Source organism: Pseudomaricurvus alcaniphilus (assembly GCF_011440395.1).
Classification (GTDB): domain Bacteria; phylum Pseudomonadota; class Gammaproteobacteria; order Pseudomonadales; family Cellvibrionaceae; genus Pseudomaricurvus; species Pseudomaricurvus alcaniphilus.
In genome coordinates this window covers 54,783-73,927 of the sequence record NZ_JAAOIX010000006.1, presented here as the reverse complement: position 1 = coordinate 73,927, position 19,145 = coordinate 54,783, and the positions used below count along the sequence as shown (strand labels likewise).

The 19,145-nt window shown below is 58.1% G+C and carries 16 protein-coding genes; 3 read left to right on the top strand and 13 right to left on the bottom strand.

The annotated features are described in order from the left end of the window. Positions 1-24: 24 nt before the first annotated feature. The 8 genes from G8764_RS13050 to G8764_RS13015 form a co-directional block, all read right to left on the bottom strand. Entirely contained in the window at positions 25-1,170 is a 1,146-nt protein-coding gene (locus G8764_RS13050) for an acyl-CoA dehydrogenase family protein (RefSeq protein WP_166165096.1), read from the bottom strand. Between the two features lie 87 nt (positions 1,171-1,257). Next, positions 1,258-2,565 carry an amidohydrolase family protein gene (locus G8764_RS13045; protein WP_166165095.1) on the bottom strand — a complete coding sequence of 436 codons (1,308 nt, stop codon included), beginning with the start codon at positions 2,563-2,565 and terminating at the stop codon, positions 1,258-1,260. A 138-nt stretch (positions 2,566-2,703) separates the two neighbouring features. Then, positions 2,704-3,978 carry a cytochrome P450 gene (locus G8764_RS13040; RefSeq protein ID WP_166165094.1) on the bottom strand — a complete coding sequence of 425 codons (1,275 nt, stop codon included), beginning with the start codon at positions 3,976-3,978 and terminating at the stop codon, positions 2,704-2,706. A gap of 158 nt (positions 3,979-4,136) precedes the next feature. Next, a complete protein-coding gene (locus G8764_RS13035; RefSeq protein WP_207951874.1) occupies positions 4,137-5,360 on the bottom strand; it encodes an MFS transporter in 1,224 nt (407 codons plus the stop codon). Continuing rightward, on the bottom strand, positions 5,357-5,887 hold the full coding sequence (locus G8764_RS13030) for a carboxymuconolactone decarboxylase family protein (RefSeq protein WP_207951873.1): 531 nt from the start codon (positions 5,885-5,887) through the stop codon (positions 5,357-5,359). The genes G8764_RS13035 and G8764_RS13030 overlap by 4 nt, the downstream gene beginning before the upstream one ends. Before the next feature lie 313 nt (positions 5,888-6,200). Further along, entirely contained in the window at positions 6,201-6,563 is a 363-nt protein-coding gene (locus tag G8764_RS13025; protein WP_166165093.1) for a nuclear transport factor 2 family protein, read from the bottom strand. A gap of 28 nt (positions 6,564-6,591) precedes the next feature. Beyond that, positions 6,592-7,623: a hypothetical protein gene (locus G8764_RS13020; protein ID WP_166165092.1), complete on the bottom strand. Its 1,032-nt coding sequence runs from the start codon at positions 7,621-7,623 to the stop codon at positions 6,592-6,594. A 39-nt stretch (positions 7,624-7,662) separates the two neighbouring features. Further along, entirely contained in the window at positions 7,663-8,946 is a 1,284-nt protein-coding gene (locus G8764_RS13015; RefSeq protein ID WP_166165091.1) for a cytochrome P450, read from the bottom strand. Between the two features lie 193 nt (positions 8,947-9,139). On the opposite strand from G8764_RS13015, the gene G8764_RS13010 reads away from it, so the two are divergent. Further along, a complete protein-coding gene (locus G8764_RS13010; protein WP_166165090.1) occupies positions 9,140-9,781 on the top strand; it encodes a TetR/AcrR family transcriptional regulator in 642 nt (213 codons plus the stop codon). A 28-nt stretch (positions 9,782-9,809) separates the two neighbouring features. Here the strand turns inward: G8764_RS13010 and G8764_RS13005 are convergent, their stop codons facing one another. The 5 genes from G8764_RS13005 to G8764_RS12985 form a co-directional block, all read right to left on the bottom strand. Continuing rightward, a complete protein-coding gene (locus tag G8764_RS13005; RefSeq protein WP_166165089.1) occupies positions 9,810-11,390 on the bottom strand; it encodes a phytoene desaturase family protein in 1,581 nt (526 codons plus the stop codon). A gap of 288 nt (positions 11,391-11,678) precedes the next feature. Further along, positions 11,679-12,302 (bottom strand): TetR family transcriptional regulator, encoded by a 624-nt coding sequence (locus tag G8764_RS13000; protein ID WP_207951872.1) that lies wholly within the window; start codon positions 12,300-12,302, stop codon positions 11,679-11,681. Positions 12,303-12,575: 273 nt separating this feature from the next. Next, positions 12,576-13,619 (bottom strand): aromatic ring-hydroxylating oxygenase subunit alpha, encoded by a 1,044-nt coding sequence (locus G8764_RS12995; protein ID WP_166165087.1) that lies wholly within the window; start codon positions 13,617-13,619, stop codon positions 12,576-12,578. Beyond that, entirely contained in the window at positions 13,616-14,572 is a 957-nt protein-coding gene (locus G8764_RS12990) for a Rieske 2Fe-2S domain-containing protein (protein WP_166165086.1), read from the bottom strand. The genes G8764_RS12995 and G8764_RS12990 overlap by 4 nt, the downstream gene beginning before the upstream one ends. Before the next feature lie 95 nt (positions 14,573-14,667). Then, positions 14,668-16,290, bottom strand: a complete 1,623-nt coding sequence (locus G8764_RS12985) for an ATP-dependent acyl-CoA ligase (RefSeq protein ID WP_207951871.1) — start codon at positions 16,288-16,290, stop codon at positions 14,668-14,670. 378 nt (positions 16,291-16,668) lie between these two features. Between G8764_RS12985 and G8764_RS12980 the strand changes: the two genes are divergently transcribed. Then, positions 16,669-17,769, top strand: coding sequence for an NAD(P)H-dependent amine dehydrogenase family protein (locus tag G8764_RS12980; protein WP_166165084.1), 1,101 nt, complete (start codon positions 16,669-16,671; stop codon positions 17,767-17,769). 183 nt (positions 17,770-17,952) lie between these two features. Next, entirely contained in the window at positions 17,953-18,723 is a 771-nt protein-coding gene (locus tag G8764_RS12975) for a 4'-phosphopantetheinyl transferase family protein (protein WP_166165083.1), read from the top strand. The last annotated feature ends 422 nt before the right edge of the window (positions 18,724-19,145 follow it).

Below are 19,145 nucleotides of genomic sequence, written 5' to 3'. Positions count from 1 at the left end.
TTGATTTCTCTCTCTTCGGCGAACTCAGCGCAGGCCAAGGCCGCGGGCAATGATACCGCGCAAAATCTCGCGAGTGCCGCCGCGCAAGGAAAACGAAGGTGCCTGTTGCATCAGGTAGGCCAGCACCCGGGCGTGATCACTGCCACCACTGCTGGTGGGTAAGGTTTCCGTCAACAGCTGGGCAATTTCCGGGATTTCCTGCTCGAACACCGAGCCGAGATCCTTGACACAGGACGCTGCCCAGGCCGGGTTTTTACCCTCCTGCAATTGTCGGGTAACTGCCAGCGACATATTGCGCAGGGTGAAAAGACGCGCAGTCAGGCGACCAATTTCCCGGGCCTGCAGCCGATCGGGCTGCTCACCGATCATCTCGATCAGGGTGTTCAGCAGTGCCATGGAACTGAGGAACCGTTCCGGGCCACTACGCTCAAACGCCAGCTCCGCAGTCACCTGCTGCCAGCCCTGGCCTTCGCTACCGATCAGGTCGTCGTCACTGAGCTCGACATTGTCGAAAAATACTTCGTTGAAATGCTCGCTGCCGGTCAGATCTTTAATCGGCCGCACAGTGATGCCTGGCAGAGTCAGGTCGATAATAAACTGGGACATGCCACCGTGGCGGTTGTCGCTGTCACTGGTGCGCACCAGGGCGATCATGTAGTGGGCGCGGTGGGCATTGGTGGTCCAGACTTTCTGGCCGTTGAGAACCCACTTGTCGCCTTCGCGCCGGGCGCGACTCTTAATGGAGGCCAGGTCGGAACCGGACCCAGGCTCGCTCATGCCAATACAAAAATAGCGCTCACCGCGGCAGATGGCCGGCAGGTGGAAATCGCGCTGCGCCTGGGTGCCGTAGTGTAAAATCTGGGGCCCGCTCTGGCGGTCGGCGAACCAATGGGCCGACACCGGCGCGCCCGCCGCCAGCAGCTCTTCAATCACCACATAGCGTGCAAAGGCACTGGCATCGGCGCCGCCGTACTGCTTTGGCAACGCCATACCCACCCAGCCACGGGCGCCGAGTTTACAGCTGAATTCCGCGTCGAACCCCATCCACGAATCCGCCCGCCGCACGGCCGGAAAGTCCGCCAGTGTCTGGCTTAAAAATTCCCGGACTTCTGCGCGCAGCAGTTCGGCATCCGCGGGGATGCGAGTGTAGTTAAATTGATCTATGGACATCAAAATCGTTCCGCTTTTACCAGGATGTTTGAACCCCGGCGACCCGTCGAGGGGGTCACCGGGCCGGGAACAACCAGAAGTGCGACTTTACAGCGCGGTACCGGCGTCCGCCTCGGCAAACATCTTGTTGATGTCACCGGACGTGACGGGCTTGTTGGCATCGCGCTTCGGTGCCGCGCCACCCATACCCTGGGACGGTTCGGTATCGACATCTTTCGCCAGTGCACGCAGGGCGCCAACGGTGCAGTTCTCTTTACCGAGAATTGAGAACGGGTCGTAGGAGAACTCGCGCATGGCATTCTTGTGGGAAATCTTGTCGATCAACTCATCAGACAAATGTTTGGCCTGCTCCCAGAACACATCGGCGGAATGAGGCCAGGTGCAATCGGAATGCGGGTAATCACACTCCCAGGTCACCATATCCATATTCAGCTTGTCGGTGTTTTGCAGGCCGAATGCGTCCTCAATAAAGCAGGTGATGATGTGCTTGTTGAAGAAATCACTGGGCTGCTGGCCATTGAAGTTGGAGTTGGTCCAGGTGTTGTGGTGACTGTGGGTAAAATTAGCCCGCTCCAGGAAGTAGGGAATCCAACCGATACCGCCTTCTGACAGCGCCATGCGCAGGTCCGGGTACTTTTTCCACATCGGCGCCCACAACCAGTCCGCCGCGGAGTTGGCGATAGCGATGGGCATGGAGGTAATCCAGGCATCGATGGGCGATTCATCGGAGGCGTGGGCAGCCTTGACGCCGGTACCGATGTGGCAGCAAATCACTACCTTGTTGTCGGCACAAGCTTTCCAGATGGGATCCCAGTGGTCGTTGTGAATGGACGGGTAGCCGTGCACAGTCGGGTTGTCAGACAGGGTCATGGCGTGTACGCCCTGGTCTGCCATGCGCTTGATTTCAGCCGCGGCCGCCTGGGGGTCCCACCAGGGGATGATCATCAGCGGCATAAAGCGGCCGGGGGCAGCATTGCACCAGTCGTGCAGGTGCCAGTCGTTGTAGGCCTGAATCGCCGCCAGGCTGACCGCCTTGTCAGGCACATTCTGGAAACGCTGGCCGGCAAAGCCGGGGAAGGTTGGGAAACAGAGGGAGCCCAATACGCCATTGGCGTTCATATCGTCGACCCGAGCCTTGATATCCCAGGTACCGCGGCGCATTTGCTCGTAGCCGAGCGGTTCCATACCGTACTCTTCCTTGGGTCGACCCACCACGGAGTTCAACCCCATATAGCCGGTGGCATCGCCTTCAAATACCCAAACATCGCGGCCCTTCAGGTTTTCGACTTTCGGCTGGCGACCCTTGAATTTCTCCGGCATGTGTTTGTCGAACGCACCACGGGGCTCAATCGCGTGATCGTCAACACTGACAAGTACTACATCATCTAATTTCATCTTGTTGGCTCCTCCTAATTTGGAGTCTGGGGGTTGGTCGGGGTAACCGCTCACCCCGTTGTTATAATTCAGTTTTATGATTCAGGTTTATGCTTTAATTTTTAAGTTCAGTTAATCCGTTCTGCACGGCCTGCAGCATCAATCCCACACTACTGGCACCGAATGCGGGCCGCGCAGTTGGGCACCGGTAATAACCGGCCGCGGCTGCTCCGGGTCGAAACGCAAGTTGGGAAAAAGATCGAGCACGGCGTTGAGCGCCACCTGCAGTTCCGCCTTGGCAATAAATTGCCCAATGCAGGTGTGCGGGCCAAAGCCAAAACCAAACGACGGTTTCATCTTGCGATCGATATCAAATGTTTCACTATTTTCGAACACCTCTTCGTCCCGGTTGGCCGAACTTACAATACATTGGACCATCGCACCGGCGGGAATATTCATACCGGCCAGCTGCAAATCGCGGGCGGCCTGGCGCACCTTGAAAGTGGCGACCGGCTCGAAGCGAATCACTTCATCCACGGCTTTTGCCACCAGGGTTCGATCCTGGCGCACGCGCTCCAGCAGCTCCGGGCGCTCCAGCAGCAACACCATCAACGAACCGAAAGTTCGAGTGGTGGTTTCGCCAGCGGCGGGCAACAGTGAGCGCACAAAGGTGGTGATTTCGTGATCGTCGAGGGCGCGTCCTTCGTACTCGGCATGAATCATGCGGCTGATGAGGTCATCGCCTTTGCTGCCTGCGGCGCGCACCGCCCGAACCCGCTCAATGATTGAGTCGTACAGGTGTTTGGAAGCGGTCATCGCGCGCTCCCGGGCCGCCGCGGCATTGGCCGGATTGACCTGGGGGCCGGACAAGATATCCAGTGCCCAGGCCGCGTACTGGTTGACCAGCTCCGGCTCGTCGTCGGGAAAACCGATCAGGGAGTAGATCAGGCGCACCGGAAAGTGCAGGCCAAACTCCATCAAATCGGCCTTTTTCTGCGGCTGCAGTTGCGCCAGGTATTCGCTGCGAATAATGGGGTCCATCACTTTGACCTTCCAGTTATTCACCACGGCCGGCATAAACACCGGCTGCAACAGCGCCCGGGCTTTTTTGTGCTGCTCGCCATCCATACCGGTCAGTATCAAGCCATCCACAAACGAACCCAGGCCCTTGGCGATAAAGCCACTGGTGTAGTTTTCCGCGTCGCGCAGCACGTTCATCACATCGTGGTAGCGAAAAACGGTAAAGGTGGGGCGGTCGGGGTCGTACCCGGCGATATTGGGTACCCCGTACTTGCTCATGAAATCTTCGGCGATAATCGGAGATTTGGCACGCATCTCCCGAAATACGGCGTAAAGATCTACGTCCTGGCCGCGATAGTTGTCGGCCACATTGGCGAAGGATTGCTCCAGCCCCTTGCCGGATTCAGCAGTCATCGGACTCTCTCCAGAGTTATTCATTATTATCGCCTACGCACTGTCACCAGAGACTTTCACAAGGTACTTCTCGCGGAACGCCTGGGGAGCGTGGGCAACCGTGTTATCGATAAACTTATTTAAACACTTTCGTTATTTATGTTCAACTTAAATCGAGCCTAGTTCTTTTGACCTTCGGTCAAATCTGCGCTGGCAAGCGCCGCCGTGGTGGGCGCAAACAGGCGCTGCACCTGCCAGCTGCCCGCCCCCAGCAACGCCGCCATCACCCACAACAGGACTCCGGCCCCCAGGGATGCACCAACAGCGCCAAACAGCAGCGGCATCACCAGCATGGAAGACTGGGTGAAGGTGGAGCGCAGGGCCAGCGCCTCCCCGTGCCGATCGCCGGGGGTGACATCGTGCAATGTCGTCAGTATCGACGGCTGCACCGCGCCCAGCGCCAGGCCAAAGGCAAATGCGCACATGGCCATCGCCCCTGCCGATGGCAGCAGCGGGTAGATAGCAAATGCCAGCGCTGCCAGCGCCACCGAACCCTGCATCAGCAGGCGGGCGGACAACCACCTCGACAGCAGCGGAATAAGCAGCCGCACCACAATAGAGGCGGCGCCAAAGGCGGCGAAAACCCCACCTACCGCAGTGGCGCTAAAGCCCCGCTCGTGGCCCAGGATCGGTATGACAAAACCGTGAGCATCCCAGCTCGCCACCACCACCCAGTTGATAAACAGCAAGCGTCGCATCGGCCCCTGGGCCAGCAAATCCAGAATCCGTCCCCGCGGCGCTGCTTTTCGGTCGCCGCTGCCGCCGCTGGTTTCGCGCGGCACCAACTGTGACAGCAACAGGGTCAGCAGCGGCAAACTGCCCAATGCGGCAAAGGCGTAACGGTAGCCATAGATATCGATCAAACTGCCGCCCAGCAGCGGCCCCAGCAGCCCCGCCGCCGACGGTGCCAGGGCAATCCAGCTGAACACCTGCAGGCGACTGGCCCCGGACGTGGCCATTTTGCTCGCCGTGCGCTGTATGGCGATCATGCCGAAACCGGAGCCAGCACCGCTGCAGGCCGCCCCCAGGCAGAGCGCGAACAGCGACTCGCTGAGCGCCAGGGATACGCCGGCCGTAATGGACAGCCCCGCCGCCAGGCGCACCGGGGCGTGATAGCCAGCGCGATCGGTAAAGCGACCAAAGGCGATCGACAGCAGAGCCGGAACAATGGCAAACATGGCCACCAGCACCCCCACGGTCATGGCACTGTAACCCAGCGCTAGAGCCTGCAATGGCACCGCCACCCGCATGCCGTGCATACAGGCGTGCAGGCCCACCTGGCACAGCACCAGTGCCAAAAGTGTGCGCCGGAATACAGCGGCCGGCGCCGATCCAGGGCTCACTGGCTGTCCTCGAAGGTACGGTCCTCGAACGCATCCAGCACCAATGTCGCCCGCCCCCCGGCCAGCATCAGTGCACAAAACAGATTGAGTTCGACGATGGCGGGGTCGGAAAAGTGCTCCCGCAGCCTGGCGAAGTGCTGGTCGCCAATGGCCAGGTGATCGGCGGCGAACAGTTCGGCAAATTGCAGCGCCGCCTGTTCGCGGGGCGAGAACTGGTCGCTGTCGGAGGCCAGGCAGGCGATATCAAGCTCGCTCACTGCCTCGCTTTTGCGGGCCAATTGGCAGGCCTGGCAGCGGGTAATGGAGGCTATTTTTAAACGCACCAATTCGCGTAAACGGTCGTCGAGCAGGCTGTCGCGATAGAAGGAGCGCATGGCCTGCAGCCAGGGTAAAGCGGTCTGTGGACGGTGCGCCCAAACTTCAAGGGGTAAGGTAGAACTCAGGACCCGCTCGGCGCGAGCCTCCGCAATAGAAGACTTGAGTTCAGCGTCTATCAGGGTTTCAGGCAGGGGTGGTATACGCGGCATAGGCAAGCTCGGGATGCGTTATTGGTCTTATCACGCACTTGATCCTATATAAATGTAACACTTTTTGCAATTATGTTTAATTTAAAAAATGCCGGCCACCCTCGACCGGTTTCCCGGCAAATGAAGGAGGGCTCCGGCTCTGCGACCCCTAGGAGCCTGTCGGACTTAGGTGCCCGTAGCGAGAGAAAGTCCGATTTGAGTCAGTTTTTAACCATTTTTGAGGCGAATAGTGGTTCTATTTAACGAGAAAATGGTTAAAAAATGGCCAAACTCGGCTTTTTCGCAGCAGGGCAACCCTAAGTCCGACAGGCTCCTAGCCCGGCTGGCGAATAAAATAGCGGATATGAAGGTCGCCATTGTCTTCGAAACGGTAGATTTCGATGGTCTCAATGGCCAGGTCGCTGCCTTTCAGTTTATTGCGATTGTGGCAGGCGACTTCGTTGCCGTTGAGGATCATCTCCACTTCCTCAATATCGATCTTGGGCTGGTTTTGCTCCCACATCCCTTTCAGGATCGGCCAGCCGTCACCGCTGTGCTTGCCCACATACTCAATGGTCAGGTTGCCGGTGGCGATAGCGCGATAACTCTGAAAAAAGCCGTCCTTGTCACCGGCGTTCCAGCAGGCAACCTGCTGGTGAATAAACGCGGTTATTGTCTCTGCCGTTGCTGCACTCATTGCTGTCTCTCCTTCCAATTGACGGATGTTAAAGGTCACTGCCGCGCACATTGCGGGCGGAGCCGTTGCGGCGATCGGACTCTCCCCAGGCGATCCAGCGATCCGGTTCGCGGGTATCCCCCACCCGGCGCCAGCGCCCTTCCTGCTGGGCGGTGATCGGGAATCCACCGACGAAATCGATCATTTCGCCGCGAGCATCGGGCAGGAACTCCCACTTTTCGCCGTTTTCCAATTCCACACAGGCGCTTTCCGCAAAGTAACTGCCATCCTTGTGCCGCACCTCGCCCTCGATGTTGGTGGTGCAGCGAATTTCACCCTTCTCGTTCTGGAAGATGGCGTAACCCAGGTTGTCGTGTCCCACCATAAATGAGCCGAGATCCCAGGTACCGTCCTTGTAGATGGTGGCAAAGGTCCACCAGAGCACATGCATTTTGTTGTTTACCACCAGGTCCTTCTGGTAGTGAATGGCGCCACCTTCGGCCATCCAGGCCTGGTCGAGGGCAATGAAGCCCTTGACCTTGCGACCTTCGCACTCACCCGCCACATCGTACACCTGGGATACGTAAAAGGTGCCCCAGTCTTCACCCGGCAAATACCACTGAAAACCCTCGCCGAGCAGCTTGCCGGAGATCTCCAGCAAGCCATCCTCGCGCCAGTTCAAACGCTCGCCGGAGGCGGAAATCTGCCAGCCGGCGCCCTCTTCGCCGTCCAGGTTGGACCAGTGTGCGGTATCATCCTGCAGCCAGCGCTTTGGAAACATGGTCGTGGCCCGGCCTTCCATTTTCGCCGTATCGATACGTATATTCTTGTTGTCGAGACGGGTGTTCAGGTACATGAACTTGGTCGGGTTGGGCGTGCTGTTGGGCGCATTCAGGGCCCGCGCCAGAGAGTAGATGTGGCCCTCCTCGTCGCGCATGCTGCCGAACGGCATGTGTTTGGTCAGCTTGAGGCCGAAATGGTCGCGCAGGTCGGCGAGTTTGGCGCCACTGACTTTTTGCGGGCCGACCAGGCACTGGTAGGCAAAGTCTCCCCGCGGTGGAACATTCTTAAAATAGCGCATGCAGTTATTCCCTTGTTATGTTTTTCAAAATAAAACCGGTTAATCCCAGATGACGTGCACTTCGGAGGCCCCGCGCAATTGGGCGCCCTCAATCTTCGGCACCGGATAGTCCGGGTCCAGGCGCATATTGGGGTACAGATCGAGCATCGCGTTCAGGGCGCAATTGAGTTCCAGCTTGGCAACAAACTGGCCAATGCACATGTGTGGTCCAAAACCGAAACCAAACGACGGCCGCGCCTTGCGGTCGATGTTAAATTCATGGGGGTTTTCAAATACTTTTTCGTCGCGATTAGCCGACACCACCATCGCTTGCACAAAGGAGCCCTTGGGAATCTTGACCCCGTGCATTTCCACCTCGCGGGAGGTCTCCCGTACCTTGAAGGTCGCAATCGGCTCGTAGCGCACTGTTTCATCGATCAAACGCGGAATCAAACTGCGATCCTCGCGCACCCGCTCGAGCAGGCCGGGGGTGGTAAACAGCATCACCAGGATGCAGCTCAGGGTGCGAGTGGTGGTTTCGCCCGCCGCCGGCAGCAGGGAACGCACGAAGGTCACCACTTCGTGATCGGTGAGACGTTGGCCTTCGTTATCCGCACGCAGCAAGCGGGCAATCAGGTCTTCGCCCTCGGCGCCCTCCTCCCGACGCTTGACCACCACCTCTTTAATGGCGTCGTAGAGGCCCTGCGCTGCCAGCATACCCAGGCGCTTGGCCTCGTCGATTTTGTCCGGATCAATCTGGTTGGCACCGGCCATCAGCAGTGACCAGGAGGCAAACTGCTTGTACTGCTCAGGGTCATTCTCGGGAAACCCCATCAGTGAATACATAATGCGAATGGGAAAATAGAGCCCGAAATCCATCAGGTTGGCTTTCTTGTCCGCCACCAGCGGCTGGAGGAAGTCCTCGCGAATCACCCGATCCATCTTGCCGCGCCATTTATTCACCGTGGCCGGCACGAAAGCGGGTTGCAGCAATTGACGCACCTTGCGATGCTGCTCGCCGTCCAGGCCCAGGATAAACAGCCCGCCTTCAAAAGCGGCGCCGAAGCCTTTTAAAATAAAGCCGCTGGTGTAGGTGTCCGCGTCGCGCAATACCGTCATGACATCGTCGTAGTTAAACACCGCAAAGGTCGGTTTGGTCCCCTGGGCCAGGCCAGCATTGGTGGGCACGCCAAACTGGGCAATAAAATCGCCCTCGTAAATCGGCGTTTTCTTGCGCATCGCTTCGCAGACTTCGTGAATGTCGATGTCCGTGCCCTTGTAGGTCTGGGAGACGACGTTGTAGGAGGCTTTCAGTGGGATATCGAGAGCAGCAGGCTTGGTCATATTGGTCGTTCCTCTGGGTATTTATTATTGATGCACTTTTCCACCGAGTTGCTGCCTTGCAAGCAGAGGTGGCAAGAAAAGGCACACCGCATATGAAGCATCAAGTCACTATGGTAGAGTAACGACCGGCGCAACGCATGCGCTCAAGTTTGACAGCGGGTCCAATGGGCCGGGCCATAGCGGGAAATAATTCATGACCAAAAAAGTCCAGCAAACCAAGTCCTCGAGCAAGGTAGAAACCATGCAGCGTATTCTGGACGCGGCCCGCGCGGAGTTTGCCGACAAGGGTTTGGACAAAGCCCATATTCAATCCATCGCCGAAGCGGCCGGCGTCACCAAGCAACTGATCTACCACTACTACCTGAGCAAAGACAACTTGTTCGCCTGCGTGCTGGACGAGTCCTCCTACCACGCCATGACTGAGCTGGCACAGCTGGACCTGGAGCACCTGCCGCCCCGAGAGGCCATGCGCTCCATGCTCTACCAGATGTTTGACCAATTCAAGCAGGACCCGGCGCTGGCCTCCCTGGCCACCGAAGGTATTCGCTACCACGACAATCACGACACGCCTCGCAACCGTGTGCTGGATATGGGCCCGCTACTGACCGTAAAAATGACCGATATCATCCAGCGCGGTGTCGATGAAGGCCTGTTCCACGATCGGATGCCGCCCAATTATGTGTTCGCGACCGCGGCGCTGATGATCAGTGGCACCTTCACCAGCCGCTACCTCATATCCGCGGTCGGGGGCTTTGACCCGACCGACAATGAGGCACCACTAAGCTGGAAGACCTACATCGCCGACCTGATTCTCAACGCCCTGGAAAAACACTGAGCGCGCCTGACTGCACGCCCCGTGGCAATTACTTTTTCAAGTAGCGCGACACCCGCGCCGCGGTAATGCGACCGGGCAAGCCGTTGACCCCGCCACCCGGTGCGATGCCAGCACCACCCAGGTACAGACCTGCTACCGGCAGGGTATCGCCACCCAGCCCGGCCGCCGGGCGCATACCGCCGGAGCGGGAGGGCATGGTATCGATATGCACCACACAGCCATTGTGAACGTTGTATTTTTTCTCCCAATCCATGGGCACGTCGATATTGCGGGCAATTTCGTGCTCCTTCAAGCCGTCCATATACTCGGCGGCCTGGTCGATCAGCATTTGCGCCACCTCGTCCCGGATCGCATCCCAGCCCTCGGTGGGGTGCACCGGCATGGCTACCGGGTAGAGATAGGCCACATCCTGGCCTTCCGGGGCCTGACTGGGGTCCATGGCCGTGGGCGCGGTAATCCACTGGTAAGGCAGCTTTGATACTTCGCCCCGTGCCGCGCACTTGAAATTATCCAGCACCGCCTCGGCGGTGCCGAAAATAATACCACTCTTGCGGAAACTCACACCGTCGCCACGCAGCGCCTCGTGGCGCTTGTAGCTGATTTGACCTTTGAGTGCGACGTCCACCTTGACCGGTGCGGCACCGTGGGAGTTGGCGGGCGCCAGGGCGACCCGGGTCAGTAGTTTGCGCTCAATCTCCCCGGCCGTCACCATTTCCAGCGCCGGCTTGGGGTGGATAGCACCAATTACCGCTTTGGCATTGAGCATGCGGCCATCGGCCAGGCGCACCCCTTTGACTTTACCCGCCTCGGCAACGATTTCCTCCACCCGGGTAGACAACATCAGTTCGCCACCCACTTCCTTGAGGCGACCGACAAACGCGTCACTCAACGCCTGCATACCACCGATGGAACGGCCGAGCCCAAAGCGTTGCACGAACCCCAGCAGGACAAAATAGATTCCGGTGCCCTCATTGGCAATGGGGCCGGCGGCACCGAGCAGGCAGCACAGTGCCGACTGGGTCACAGGATGCTCGAAGCGCTCCATGATGGTGGTGTAGGCCGGACTGCTAACCAGCCCCATAATTTCCGGCTTGAGCTTGAGGTTTTTCAACAACACACCCAGCGAGGCCATCTTGGCGCCGAAATTAAAGCGCGCCGGATCGACCCGCATCTGCGGCAGTGCCATATCCACAAAGGCATTGACCACTTGCATCAAACTGAGGAATTCTTCCGCATCTTTGGCCGAGTAGCGGCGTATTTCTGCGGCAGTTTCTTCCGGCGTACTGCCAAACACCAGCGATGAACCATCGGGATGCAGGAACACATAACCGGGCAGCATCCGCTCCTGGCGAAAACCGTGGCGGGCAAGCTGCAATTCATCGGGCACCATGGGGTGCACCCGCAGTGACATCAAATCCAGGGCACAGGGGTGAATCATATGTTGTGGCGCTTGCGGTAGTGTGTAACCGGAGTTGCACATGCCACCGGCTTTATCCAGCGCTTCGATCACCACAACTTTTTTTCCTTCGGCGGCCAGGTAGCAAGCCGCGGTAAGGCCGTTGTGGCCACCACCAATGATGGCAACGTCATAGTCGGCAGATGTAGGCATTGTTTTTATCTCTGTAAAAAATCGGGGCTCAATTGAACCACAGCTGCGACGCAACTGAAGAGTGTTTACCTTTTACCAACGGTCAAACTGCAGGAGGGGCTAGGCTATTATTTACCGTTATTTCCGCGCAGGTGACAGTCCGGCGTCTATAGATTTCGAGTACTCACTGGATCCCCGCCTGCGCGGGGATGACCTTGCAGCACACGGAACCTCGGCTCACCAGAGCACTGGATCCCGGCCAGCGAGGGAGACATAGACACGTTTATGAATGGCGCCTAGTCTAGTACTCTATAATCGATGGGCGATGACCATCGCCTGTACCATACGGCGAATTTTTTTCGGCAGTGCCCGGCGCCGCTGTGGCGTCGACTTCACCAGTTGCTCGCTCAAAATGTAGCGAATCAAAAATTCGCAGATCAATTCCCGATCCAGCTCCACCCCCAGGCGCTCATCCCAGGCATCGAAAACGATGCGTAAATCCACTTGAAAACGTTCGATGGCGTCGTGAAAAATGCGGTTAAACCAACCCATGGCGTACTGCGGCGCTACCGTCAATAACTTTCGCGCCCGCCCCTGCTCCAGGTACTTGTTCAAATAGTTGACTAGCGCATTGAAGCGTTCGTCCGGGTCATTGAAAGGCGCCAGTGCTACTGTGAGGGACGTGTGGAAACGATCCCGCTTGAATTTGGAGAAGGCATCCAGCAATTCATCCTGGGAGGAGAAGTAGCGGTAAAAGGTACCCCGGGAAATATCCGCCACCTTGCAGACGTCCAGTATGGACACACGCTCCGCGCCGGACACCAGGATCACCTGCTCGGCGGCGTCGAAAATGGTCTGGATGGTATTCTCGGAGCGCTTGTTGCGCCGCCGCTTGATCGGTCCATTTATCTTCGCAACTTCTTTTGCCGGCACTTTTTCCTTTGCCTTTACCTTCCGCGTTATTGTTAACTCCGCCTCGGGCATTGGGCCCCTCCGCATTTGCTTATCTACCGACAACAACAACCAACAATATCTCCAACGATTCAGCCAAAAAAAGGCCTGGTTGCATCAGCCGAGTGCGCCTGTAATGAGTGGCGCGGCGTCAGATTCCATTTTTCGGTTGCCACAGTGAAGCTGTAGCTTAACACTTTTCGTGTTTATGTCATTTTTAATTTTAGCGGCAAGCGGCCTGTAGCGCTGCGAACGTCATTCAAGGGCTCGATCCATACCCAGCAGGGCCGCGATATCGGCCCCGGGATCGGCGTCCCCTGCGTAGGAAAAATCGCCATTCTGCTGGCGCTCCCACAGCTTTTTCATCAACAGGCGATAGCGCGCACCGGGGCCGTCGAAGCGCGAGTGCAGGTCCCGGGGCGCATTGTCGCTGAGGTAGACCGGTGTCTGCGGCCGCACCACGGAATTGTCCTGCGGGCCCACCACATAGGCCATGCGCGGCATAATGTGGCGAAACGGCAAGGGTGCTGCCTGCAGGTTAAATATTTGATTGACCCTGGAGCGGTACTTGCCACTGGGCACAAACGGCTGCACATTGGGAATATCGAAGCCCGGGCGGAAGCGCGGATAGGAAATGCACAGGTTGCTGCGCAAGTGCACGTGCAGGGTTGAGCGGAAATCCTGGTATTTGGCCCGCACCCCCCCGACCCAGCGCATTACCGGGGACACCGGCTTGTGGGTCACAATGCGGGTGCGAGTCAGGGTCTCACTGGTATGGCTGTACTCAACCTCATCGGACTCGGCCTCGCCCTCGCCTCCCACCACTTCGCCGTGGAGAAAGTCCGCGTGGGTCAAATCCAGCAGGTTCTCCACCGACAGCGGCGAACAGCCATCGAAACGCACCGTGGTGCGCATATAGGCCGGAATACTGCTGCCATCGCGGGGCAAAAAAGGGATCTGCGGCAGCAAGTCCAGCGTGGCGTTGGCCGGGTTGCCGTACCAAACCCAGACGTAGCCGTAGCGCTCCGCCACCGGAAAGTAACCCGAGCCGGCGGTAAATTCCGAGTATTCAGATTTCATTGCCGCCATATGCAGGGGGTGAAACTCGGCGGCGACCGGAGTGCCGTTCTCCCGCCACAAGTAGCACTGGCGGGCGTGCATCACCCGCTTGATCGGCCGGGCGGAGACGTGATTGGCGTGGGCTACCGCAAACCAGGTATCACGCAAGTCAAAATTTGACGGCAACCAATCGGTGGCCAGCTTTTGCCTTGACGGTACTGCATCGACCTTGCTGTTCATAACGCCATCTCCTCTTCCCGCAACGGAATTTTCCATTCTGGCTGCAGCGACAGATCGGCCGAAGGGCCGACCAGGGTTGCGGCTACTGCGCTGCCATCCAGTTTCTCAAATACTTCAACCGGCGCTCGGCCCCGGGCCAGCAAGCGATATTTTCCGGGCTGCTGGCGGTTGAAACCGGTATAGCGGCGGTAACGCCAGCAATAGGAGGTGGTACCGCGCCGGCCCGCGGCAAACGCCAGCGTCAGGGACGCCAGTACATCCTCATTGGCGTCGAGCAGGGTGAACAACACATTGCCACTGCCAATAATCTGCTCCGTGCGCAACACCAGAGGGCGGTCGACCAACTTGATGTCCGCCGGCTTGCTGGCCAGGCCCCACTCGGCCTCCCGATCAATGACCAGGCGGTCACCAATAACCCGCACATCGCCGAGGTAAAAATCGGTAAATCTTACCCCCGGAATATCAAACACCACTTCTGGCCCGTCGAACAGGAGATCGCGGTAGTGATCGACTCCCAGCGCGGCCACACCGCTGCCGTAGGTCTCCAGCTCCAGGCGGGCATCGACTTGCGCTGCCAGCGGCGGCAACAAGCCCGGCTCGCCCTCGCCCGCCCAGACAAAAACAAAGCCCTGGTGCTCGGCCACCGGGTAAGCCGGCACACAAAAACTGGGGGGCACGCGCTCTGCTTCACTCAAATTGGGCACATCGATGCAGGCACCACTGCCGCCGTCAAAGGTCCAGCCGTGATAGGCACAGCGTATGGCGCCGTCGATAATCTTGCCCAAGGTCAGGGGCACCCGCCGATGTGGACAGCGGTTCTGCAGCGCCCGCGCCACCCCGTCGCGATCACGGAATAACGCGAAATCAAAGCCCCCGGCTGAAACTGCCCGGGGGGTTTTGCCGTTCACTTCTTCAACCGCAGCGACCGCCAGCCAACCTTGAGTTGCATTCATAGCAGCATGGTCCATTTGTTATTGTTATCAACATTCTTATCAACGCGTCACTCTTATCAACGCACTATTGTTAGCAACAAAAAGGTGGAGCGCAATTAACGTTTCGCCACCTTGATGTCCGTGTCTTCCAGGTCCCAGGTTTGCCCGGTTTTGCCCTCGTCGCGCAACAGGTATTTCAGCACCCTGCCCTGGGGGTTTTTTGGCAGGCTGGTGCGGAATTCGATATAGCGCGGCAAAGCGTAGTAAGGCACCACGTCGGTGGACCAGTGAAACAATGCCTCTTCGCTGAGCGTCGCACCGGGGCGCAGAATCGCAGTCACTTTGACATCGTCTTCACCCTTGTCGGACGGCACCGCATGCACCGCCACCTCGGCAATATCCGGGTGATCGGAAAACGCCGATTCCATTTCAAAGCTGGAAATATTCTCGCCGCGGCGACGCAGATAATCTTTTTTCCGATCGACGAAGTAAAAAAATCCGTCCTCGTCAAACTTGCCGATATCACCGGTGTGGAGCCATAAATTGCGCATCAGCTTGAGGGTCTCTTCGGGCCGGCGCCAGTAGCCCATAAACATAATGTCCGGGTGCAGCGGCCGCACCACCACCTCACCGGGGGTATTGGCGGGCAGCTCGCGATCCAGGTCGTCCACAATGCGCACGTCGTATTCGGGGATGCGCTTGCCCGACGAGCCCGGCGCCGCGTATTCGCCACCGGGCAGGGAGGTGATCACGCAGGCCTCGGTGAGGCCGTAGCCATTGCCGCCCACCTGTTTGGCACCGAAGCGCTCGCGCCAGATTTTTTTCGCCTCTTCAGTAAAAGGGTTGCCGCGCACCGTGTGTATCTGGCCAATGCATTGCTGCATGGCTTCGTTGTCATCGGCCTGCGCCAGCAGCCAGCCCATACTGCCTAATATCGAGGCGATGGTCGCTCCCGAACGCTGCACTTCCGGCCAAAAATTGGACACCGAGAAACGCGGAATAATCGCCACCCGCGCCCCCACCAGAATATTGGAAATAATACCCACGCAGAGGGCGTTCATGTGAAACAGCGGCAAGGGGGTAATAGTAATATCGTCCTTGCTGGCCGGTCCGGCGCGCAATTGCAGACGGGCGAGACTGCACATAAAGTTGTAACTGAGCATGCAGCCCTTCGATGGGCCAGTGGTACCCGAGGTGTAGATAATGCAGGCCAGGTCCGAGGGTTTGGGCTTGCTTGCAAAACCGGCATCGTTGCTGCCGCGATACTCGTCCAGCGGCAGGATGCGCTTGGAGCATTGAGGTTGATCAGCCAGGTCACCGCGATAGAGCACCAACTCGAGGTTGGGCAGGGTGTCGGCGATATCGACCACGCGCTGCACGTAGTCCGCTTCGCAAACTAGAATCTTGCAGTCGGCATCGTTGATTTGGTGCGCCATAAAGCTGCCGCGCAAAGCGGTGTTGATCGGTACACTGACCGCACTCAGCTTGTTGACCGCCAACCAGCTGACCACTGCATCGATGTTGTTGTCCAGCATGCTGACCAGGGTCTCGCCCTGCTGCAAACCCAGTTCCTGCAGGGAGTGGGCCATGCGGTTGGACAGTTTGTCCACCTCGCCATAACTGAACAGCTCACCGCCAAAATCCAGCAGTATACGCTCGGGGTGTTCGGCGACGGCGCGATCCAGGGCGTCTATAACGGTGTCCTGCTGTCCTAAGGACCAGGTTTCGGGATTTCCCATTCCAGACATATTCTCATTCTCACAGAAGTGTCGCCCTGATGGGCAACGGGATTTTTATAATTTAAGCTTGAAACTTGGACTTAATTTATACAGAATCACTAAAAGTGTCAAATATAAACCATAACAGCAATAGCCTGAAGGCTCAGGTAGCTATGCAAGCGGATGCCCTCGGAACCGGTCTCGAAGCCGCCCGGGCCACTGGCCCAAGGCGCTTCGGCCATCGACCCGGGGCACCCGGGCGCCAAATAAGAATGCTATGACCCCGAGTCAAACCGTTGGCCAGGTCGCACCGCAACCAATGGCTTTACCGATATCAATACCGATACCAAGGCCAAAGCCAAAGCCAAAGCAAATACCATAATCAATAAGGACAACACTATGCGTAAACCCTATAAAGTCATCGTCTGGGGCCCCGGCAGAATGGGCGGCATCAGCATTTGGGAAGTCGTCAATTCACCGGCGTTTGAACTGGTCGGTGTGCGGGTCTACAGCGAGCGAAAAAACGGCATCGACGCCGGCGAGCTGGTGGGCATTGAGGCCACTGGCGTCATTGCCAGCAACAACGTCGAGGAGTTGCTGGCCCTCGAGTGCGACTGTGTCATCTATACCGCCCACGACGAAGGCACCTACCATACCGACGATGAGATCCTGCAGATTCTTGCCGCGGGCAAGAACATCGTCACACCGCTGCCCTACCAGAACGCACAGATGTATCGCGACCAGGCCTTTATCGACCGGCTGCAAGCCGCATGCGCCCAGGGCAACGCCACCTTCTATGCCGACGGCATCGACCCGCACCTGATTCCCAATCGCATATTGCTGGGCCTGACCAACGGCAGCGCCGACGTCAAAGCGGTGAAATTGCAGGAGCATTGGGATTGCAGTGAAGCTGATCCTGGCCCACTTAAATACATAGGTTTCGGCAACACACCAGAGGAAGCTGAGAAGATTGAAGTCTCCAGGACCATGGCCGTGAACTTTATGAACGGTATCGTCCACACCGCTGGCAAGGTACTGGGGGTAACCTACGACCGGGTAGTGGCCTCCCACGACTATATTCCCGCCGCCGCGGATATCCACAAGCCCTTCCTGATCAAGGCCGGTACCGTCGGCCGCATCACCCACCGCATGCAGGGCTTCGTGGACAGCATCGGCCCGGACCCACTGTTCACCATCGAATACCACTGGCTGGTGGGGGACAGCATGCTGCCCGAGGGCGTCGAACCGGGCCAGTACTATGTAGGTACCATCGAGGGGCGCCCGTCCATGCGCATGACCCTCAACTACTCTGTCTCCAACCACAGCGACGAGCGCTTTTTCCAGCTCGGCAATATGGAGGTCGAGCCCAGCTACATCTCCACCATCATGCCCTGCATCCAGGCCATCCCGCGGGTCTGTGCCGCCGCAGCGGGGCTGATGCCATCGCTGGACCCGAGCATCAACTGGAAACAGGACTTTCGCGACCTGGTGCCGCAGTGAAAGACGCCCTGGCATTAGCTTTTGCGGTGACGGTGTGTGGTGATACTGCCACGGGATAAATATCGTCAGGTAAATACCGCGTGGTAAATAAGTCACATATTGGCAGCGCAATTGTCGACATACGCGGGCGCGGGCATGGTCTAGCCTTGGCAGCAACCAGGGAAGAATCCAGGAAAACCGACCATGACCTGCGAAGCGGTATCGATACCCGTACACTCCACGCTTGAGCCTCTGCCATTCCTGCAGGAGAACTGCAGCTGGCTGTGGCACGGCCGCGCAGTACCGCTGGTACACTGTAGTTTCGACATTTCCCGCTACCGCGACACGCTGTTTGACGAACTGCAGATCCCCTTACCCGCCAGCATTCGCCAATCCGTACTGCGTCGCCGGGCCGAATACCTCGCCGGCCGCTACTGTGCCCTGCGCGCCCTGGATCTACTCTGCCTGCAGCCGGTAAGCGTGGGCCGGGATAAACTCGGTATTCCGACCTGGCCGCAGGGCTTTACCGGCTCCATAAGTCACTGCCGGGGCCAGGCGGTGGCGCTGGTGGTGCAACAGGACCATGCCGGCCGAGCGGGCAAAGCACACTGGCCCGGGCTGGGAATCGATATTGAAGAAATCGTTCCTGCGGAGACGGCCGCGAACATCGAGTGCCGGCTACTGGACAACGCAGAGCGCGAGCTGCTGGATGAGTCGAGCGTGTCACGGCAACTGCTGCTCACCCTCATGTTTTCTGCCAAGGAAAGTTTTTTCAAGGCCGCCTACCCGGTGGTCGGTCGCTACTTTGATTTCGATGCGGTGTCGGTGATCCATATTGAGCCGCGGCTAAGCTCTCTCAGGTTACGCATCAACCAACCCCTGCACAGTTCCCTGCCAACCGGGCGCGAGCTGGATGTCAACTGCCAGTTACTTGCAACGCAGTACGTTATGACCCGGGTGTTTATTCACAGTTGACCTTCGTGCACGCCCAGGCCCGCATGATGATTGTCTCTGCTGCGGCAGTTTTTAAAAGCCTCTAACCTGGACGGCAACATCGCAAAGTTGCGAAAAATCCAGCTTGTCATTCCCGCGCAGGCGGGAATCCAGGAGAGTTAATCAGCTTTCGCGCGTTGTCTTGGGTGTCATTCCCGCGCAGGCGGGAATCCAGGGGCCTGCGTTATATGTGTCCTGAAACACTGGATCCCCGCCTGCGCGGGGATGACACTCTCAAGTAAGTGCCATTCGTCTCCGGCCTACCGTTTAAGCCTATAAATTCAGGCTGCGCAGAAAATTTCAGTCCACCTCCGAAGTGCCCCGAACAATGTAAATAAGTCACAAAACGCCGGGTAATTTCTAACAGCCCGGCGAGCCCTGCTATTCGTACACTGTGCTGCAAC

Excerpts from the sequence above, each read along its gene's own strand:
- G8764_RS12985 (WP_207951871.1), bottom strand. The coding sequence starts at position 16,290 with ATGGGAAATCCCGAAACCTGGTCCTTAGGACAGCAGGACACCGTTATA.
- G8764_RS13015 (WP_166165091.1), bottom strand. The coding sequence starts at position 8,946 with ATGACCAAGCCTGCTGCTCTCGATATCCCACTGAAAGCCTCCTACAAC.
- G8764_RS13020 (WP_166165092.1), bottom strand. The coding sequence starts at position 7,623 with ATGCGCTATTTTAAGAATGTTCCACCGCGGGGAGACTTTGCCTACCAG.
- G8764_RS13005 (WP_166165089.1), bottom strand. The coding sequence starts at position 11,390 with ATGCCTACATCTGCCGACTATGACGTTGCCATCATTGGTGGTGGCCAC.
- G8764_RS13025 (WP_166165093.1), bottom strand. The coding sequence starts at position 6,563 with ATGAGTGCAGCAACGGCAGAGACAATAACCGCGTTTATTCACCAGCAG.
- G8764_RS13010 (WP_166165090.1), top strand. The coding sequence starts at position 9,140 with ATGACCAAAAAAGTCCAGCAAACCAAGTCCTCGAGCAAGGTAGAAACC.
- G8764_RS13050 (WP_166165096.1), bottom strand. The coding sequence starts at position 1,170 with ATGTCCATAGATCAATTTAACTACACTCGCATCCCCGCGGATGCCGAA.
- G8764_RS13040 (WP_166165094.1), bottom strand. The coding sequence starts at position 3,978 with ATGACTGCTGAATCCGGCAAGGGGCTGGAGCAATCCTTCGCCAATGTG.
- G8764_RS12995 (WP_166165087.1), bottom strand. The coding sequence starts at position 13,619 with ATGAACAGCAAGGTCGATGCAGTACCGTCAAGGCAAAAGCTGGCCACC.
- G8764_RS13045 (WP_166165095.1), bottom strand. The coding sequence starts at position 2,565 with ATGAAATTAGATGATGTAGTACTTGTCAGTGTTGACGATCACGCGATT.
- G8764_RS12990 (WP_166165086.1), bottom strand. The coding sequence starts at position 14,572 with ATGAATGCAACTCAAGGTTGGCTGGCGGTCGCTGCGGTTGAAGAAGTG.
- G8764_RS12980 (WP_166165084.1), top strand. The coding sequence starts at position 16,669 with ATGCGTAAACCCTATAAAGTCATCGTCTGGGGCCCCGGCAGAATGGGC.
- G8764_RS13030 (WP_207951873.1), bottom strand. The coding sequence starts at position 5,887 with ATGCCGCGTATACCACCCCTGCCTGAAACCCTGATAGACGCTGAACTC.
- G8764_RS12975 (WP_166165083.1), top strand. The coding sequence starts at position 17,953 with ATGACCTGCGAAGCGGTATCGATACCCGTACACTCCACGCTTGAGCCT.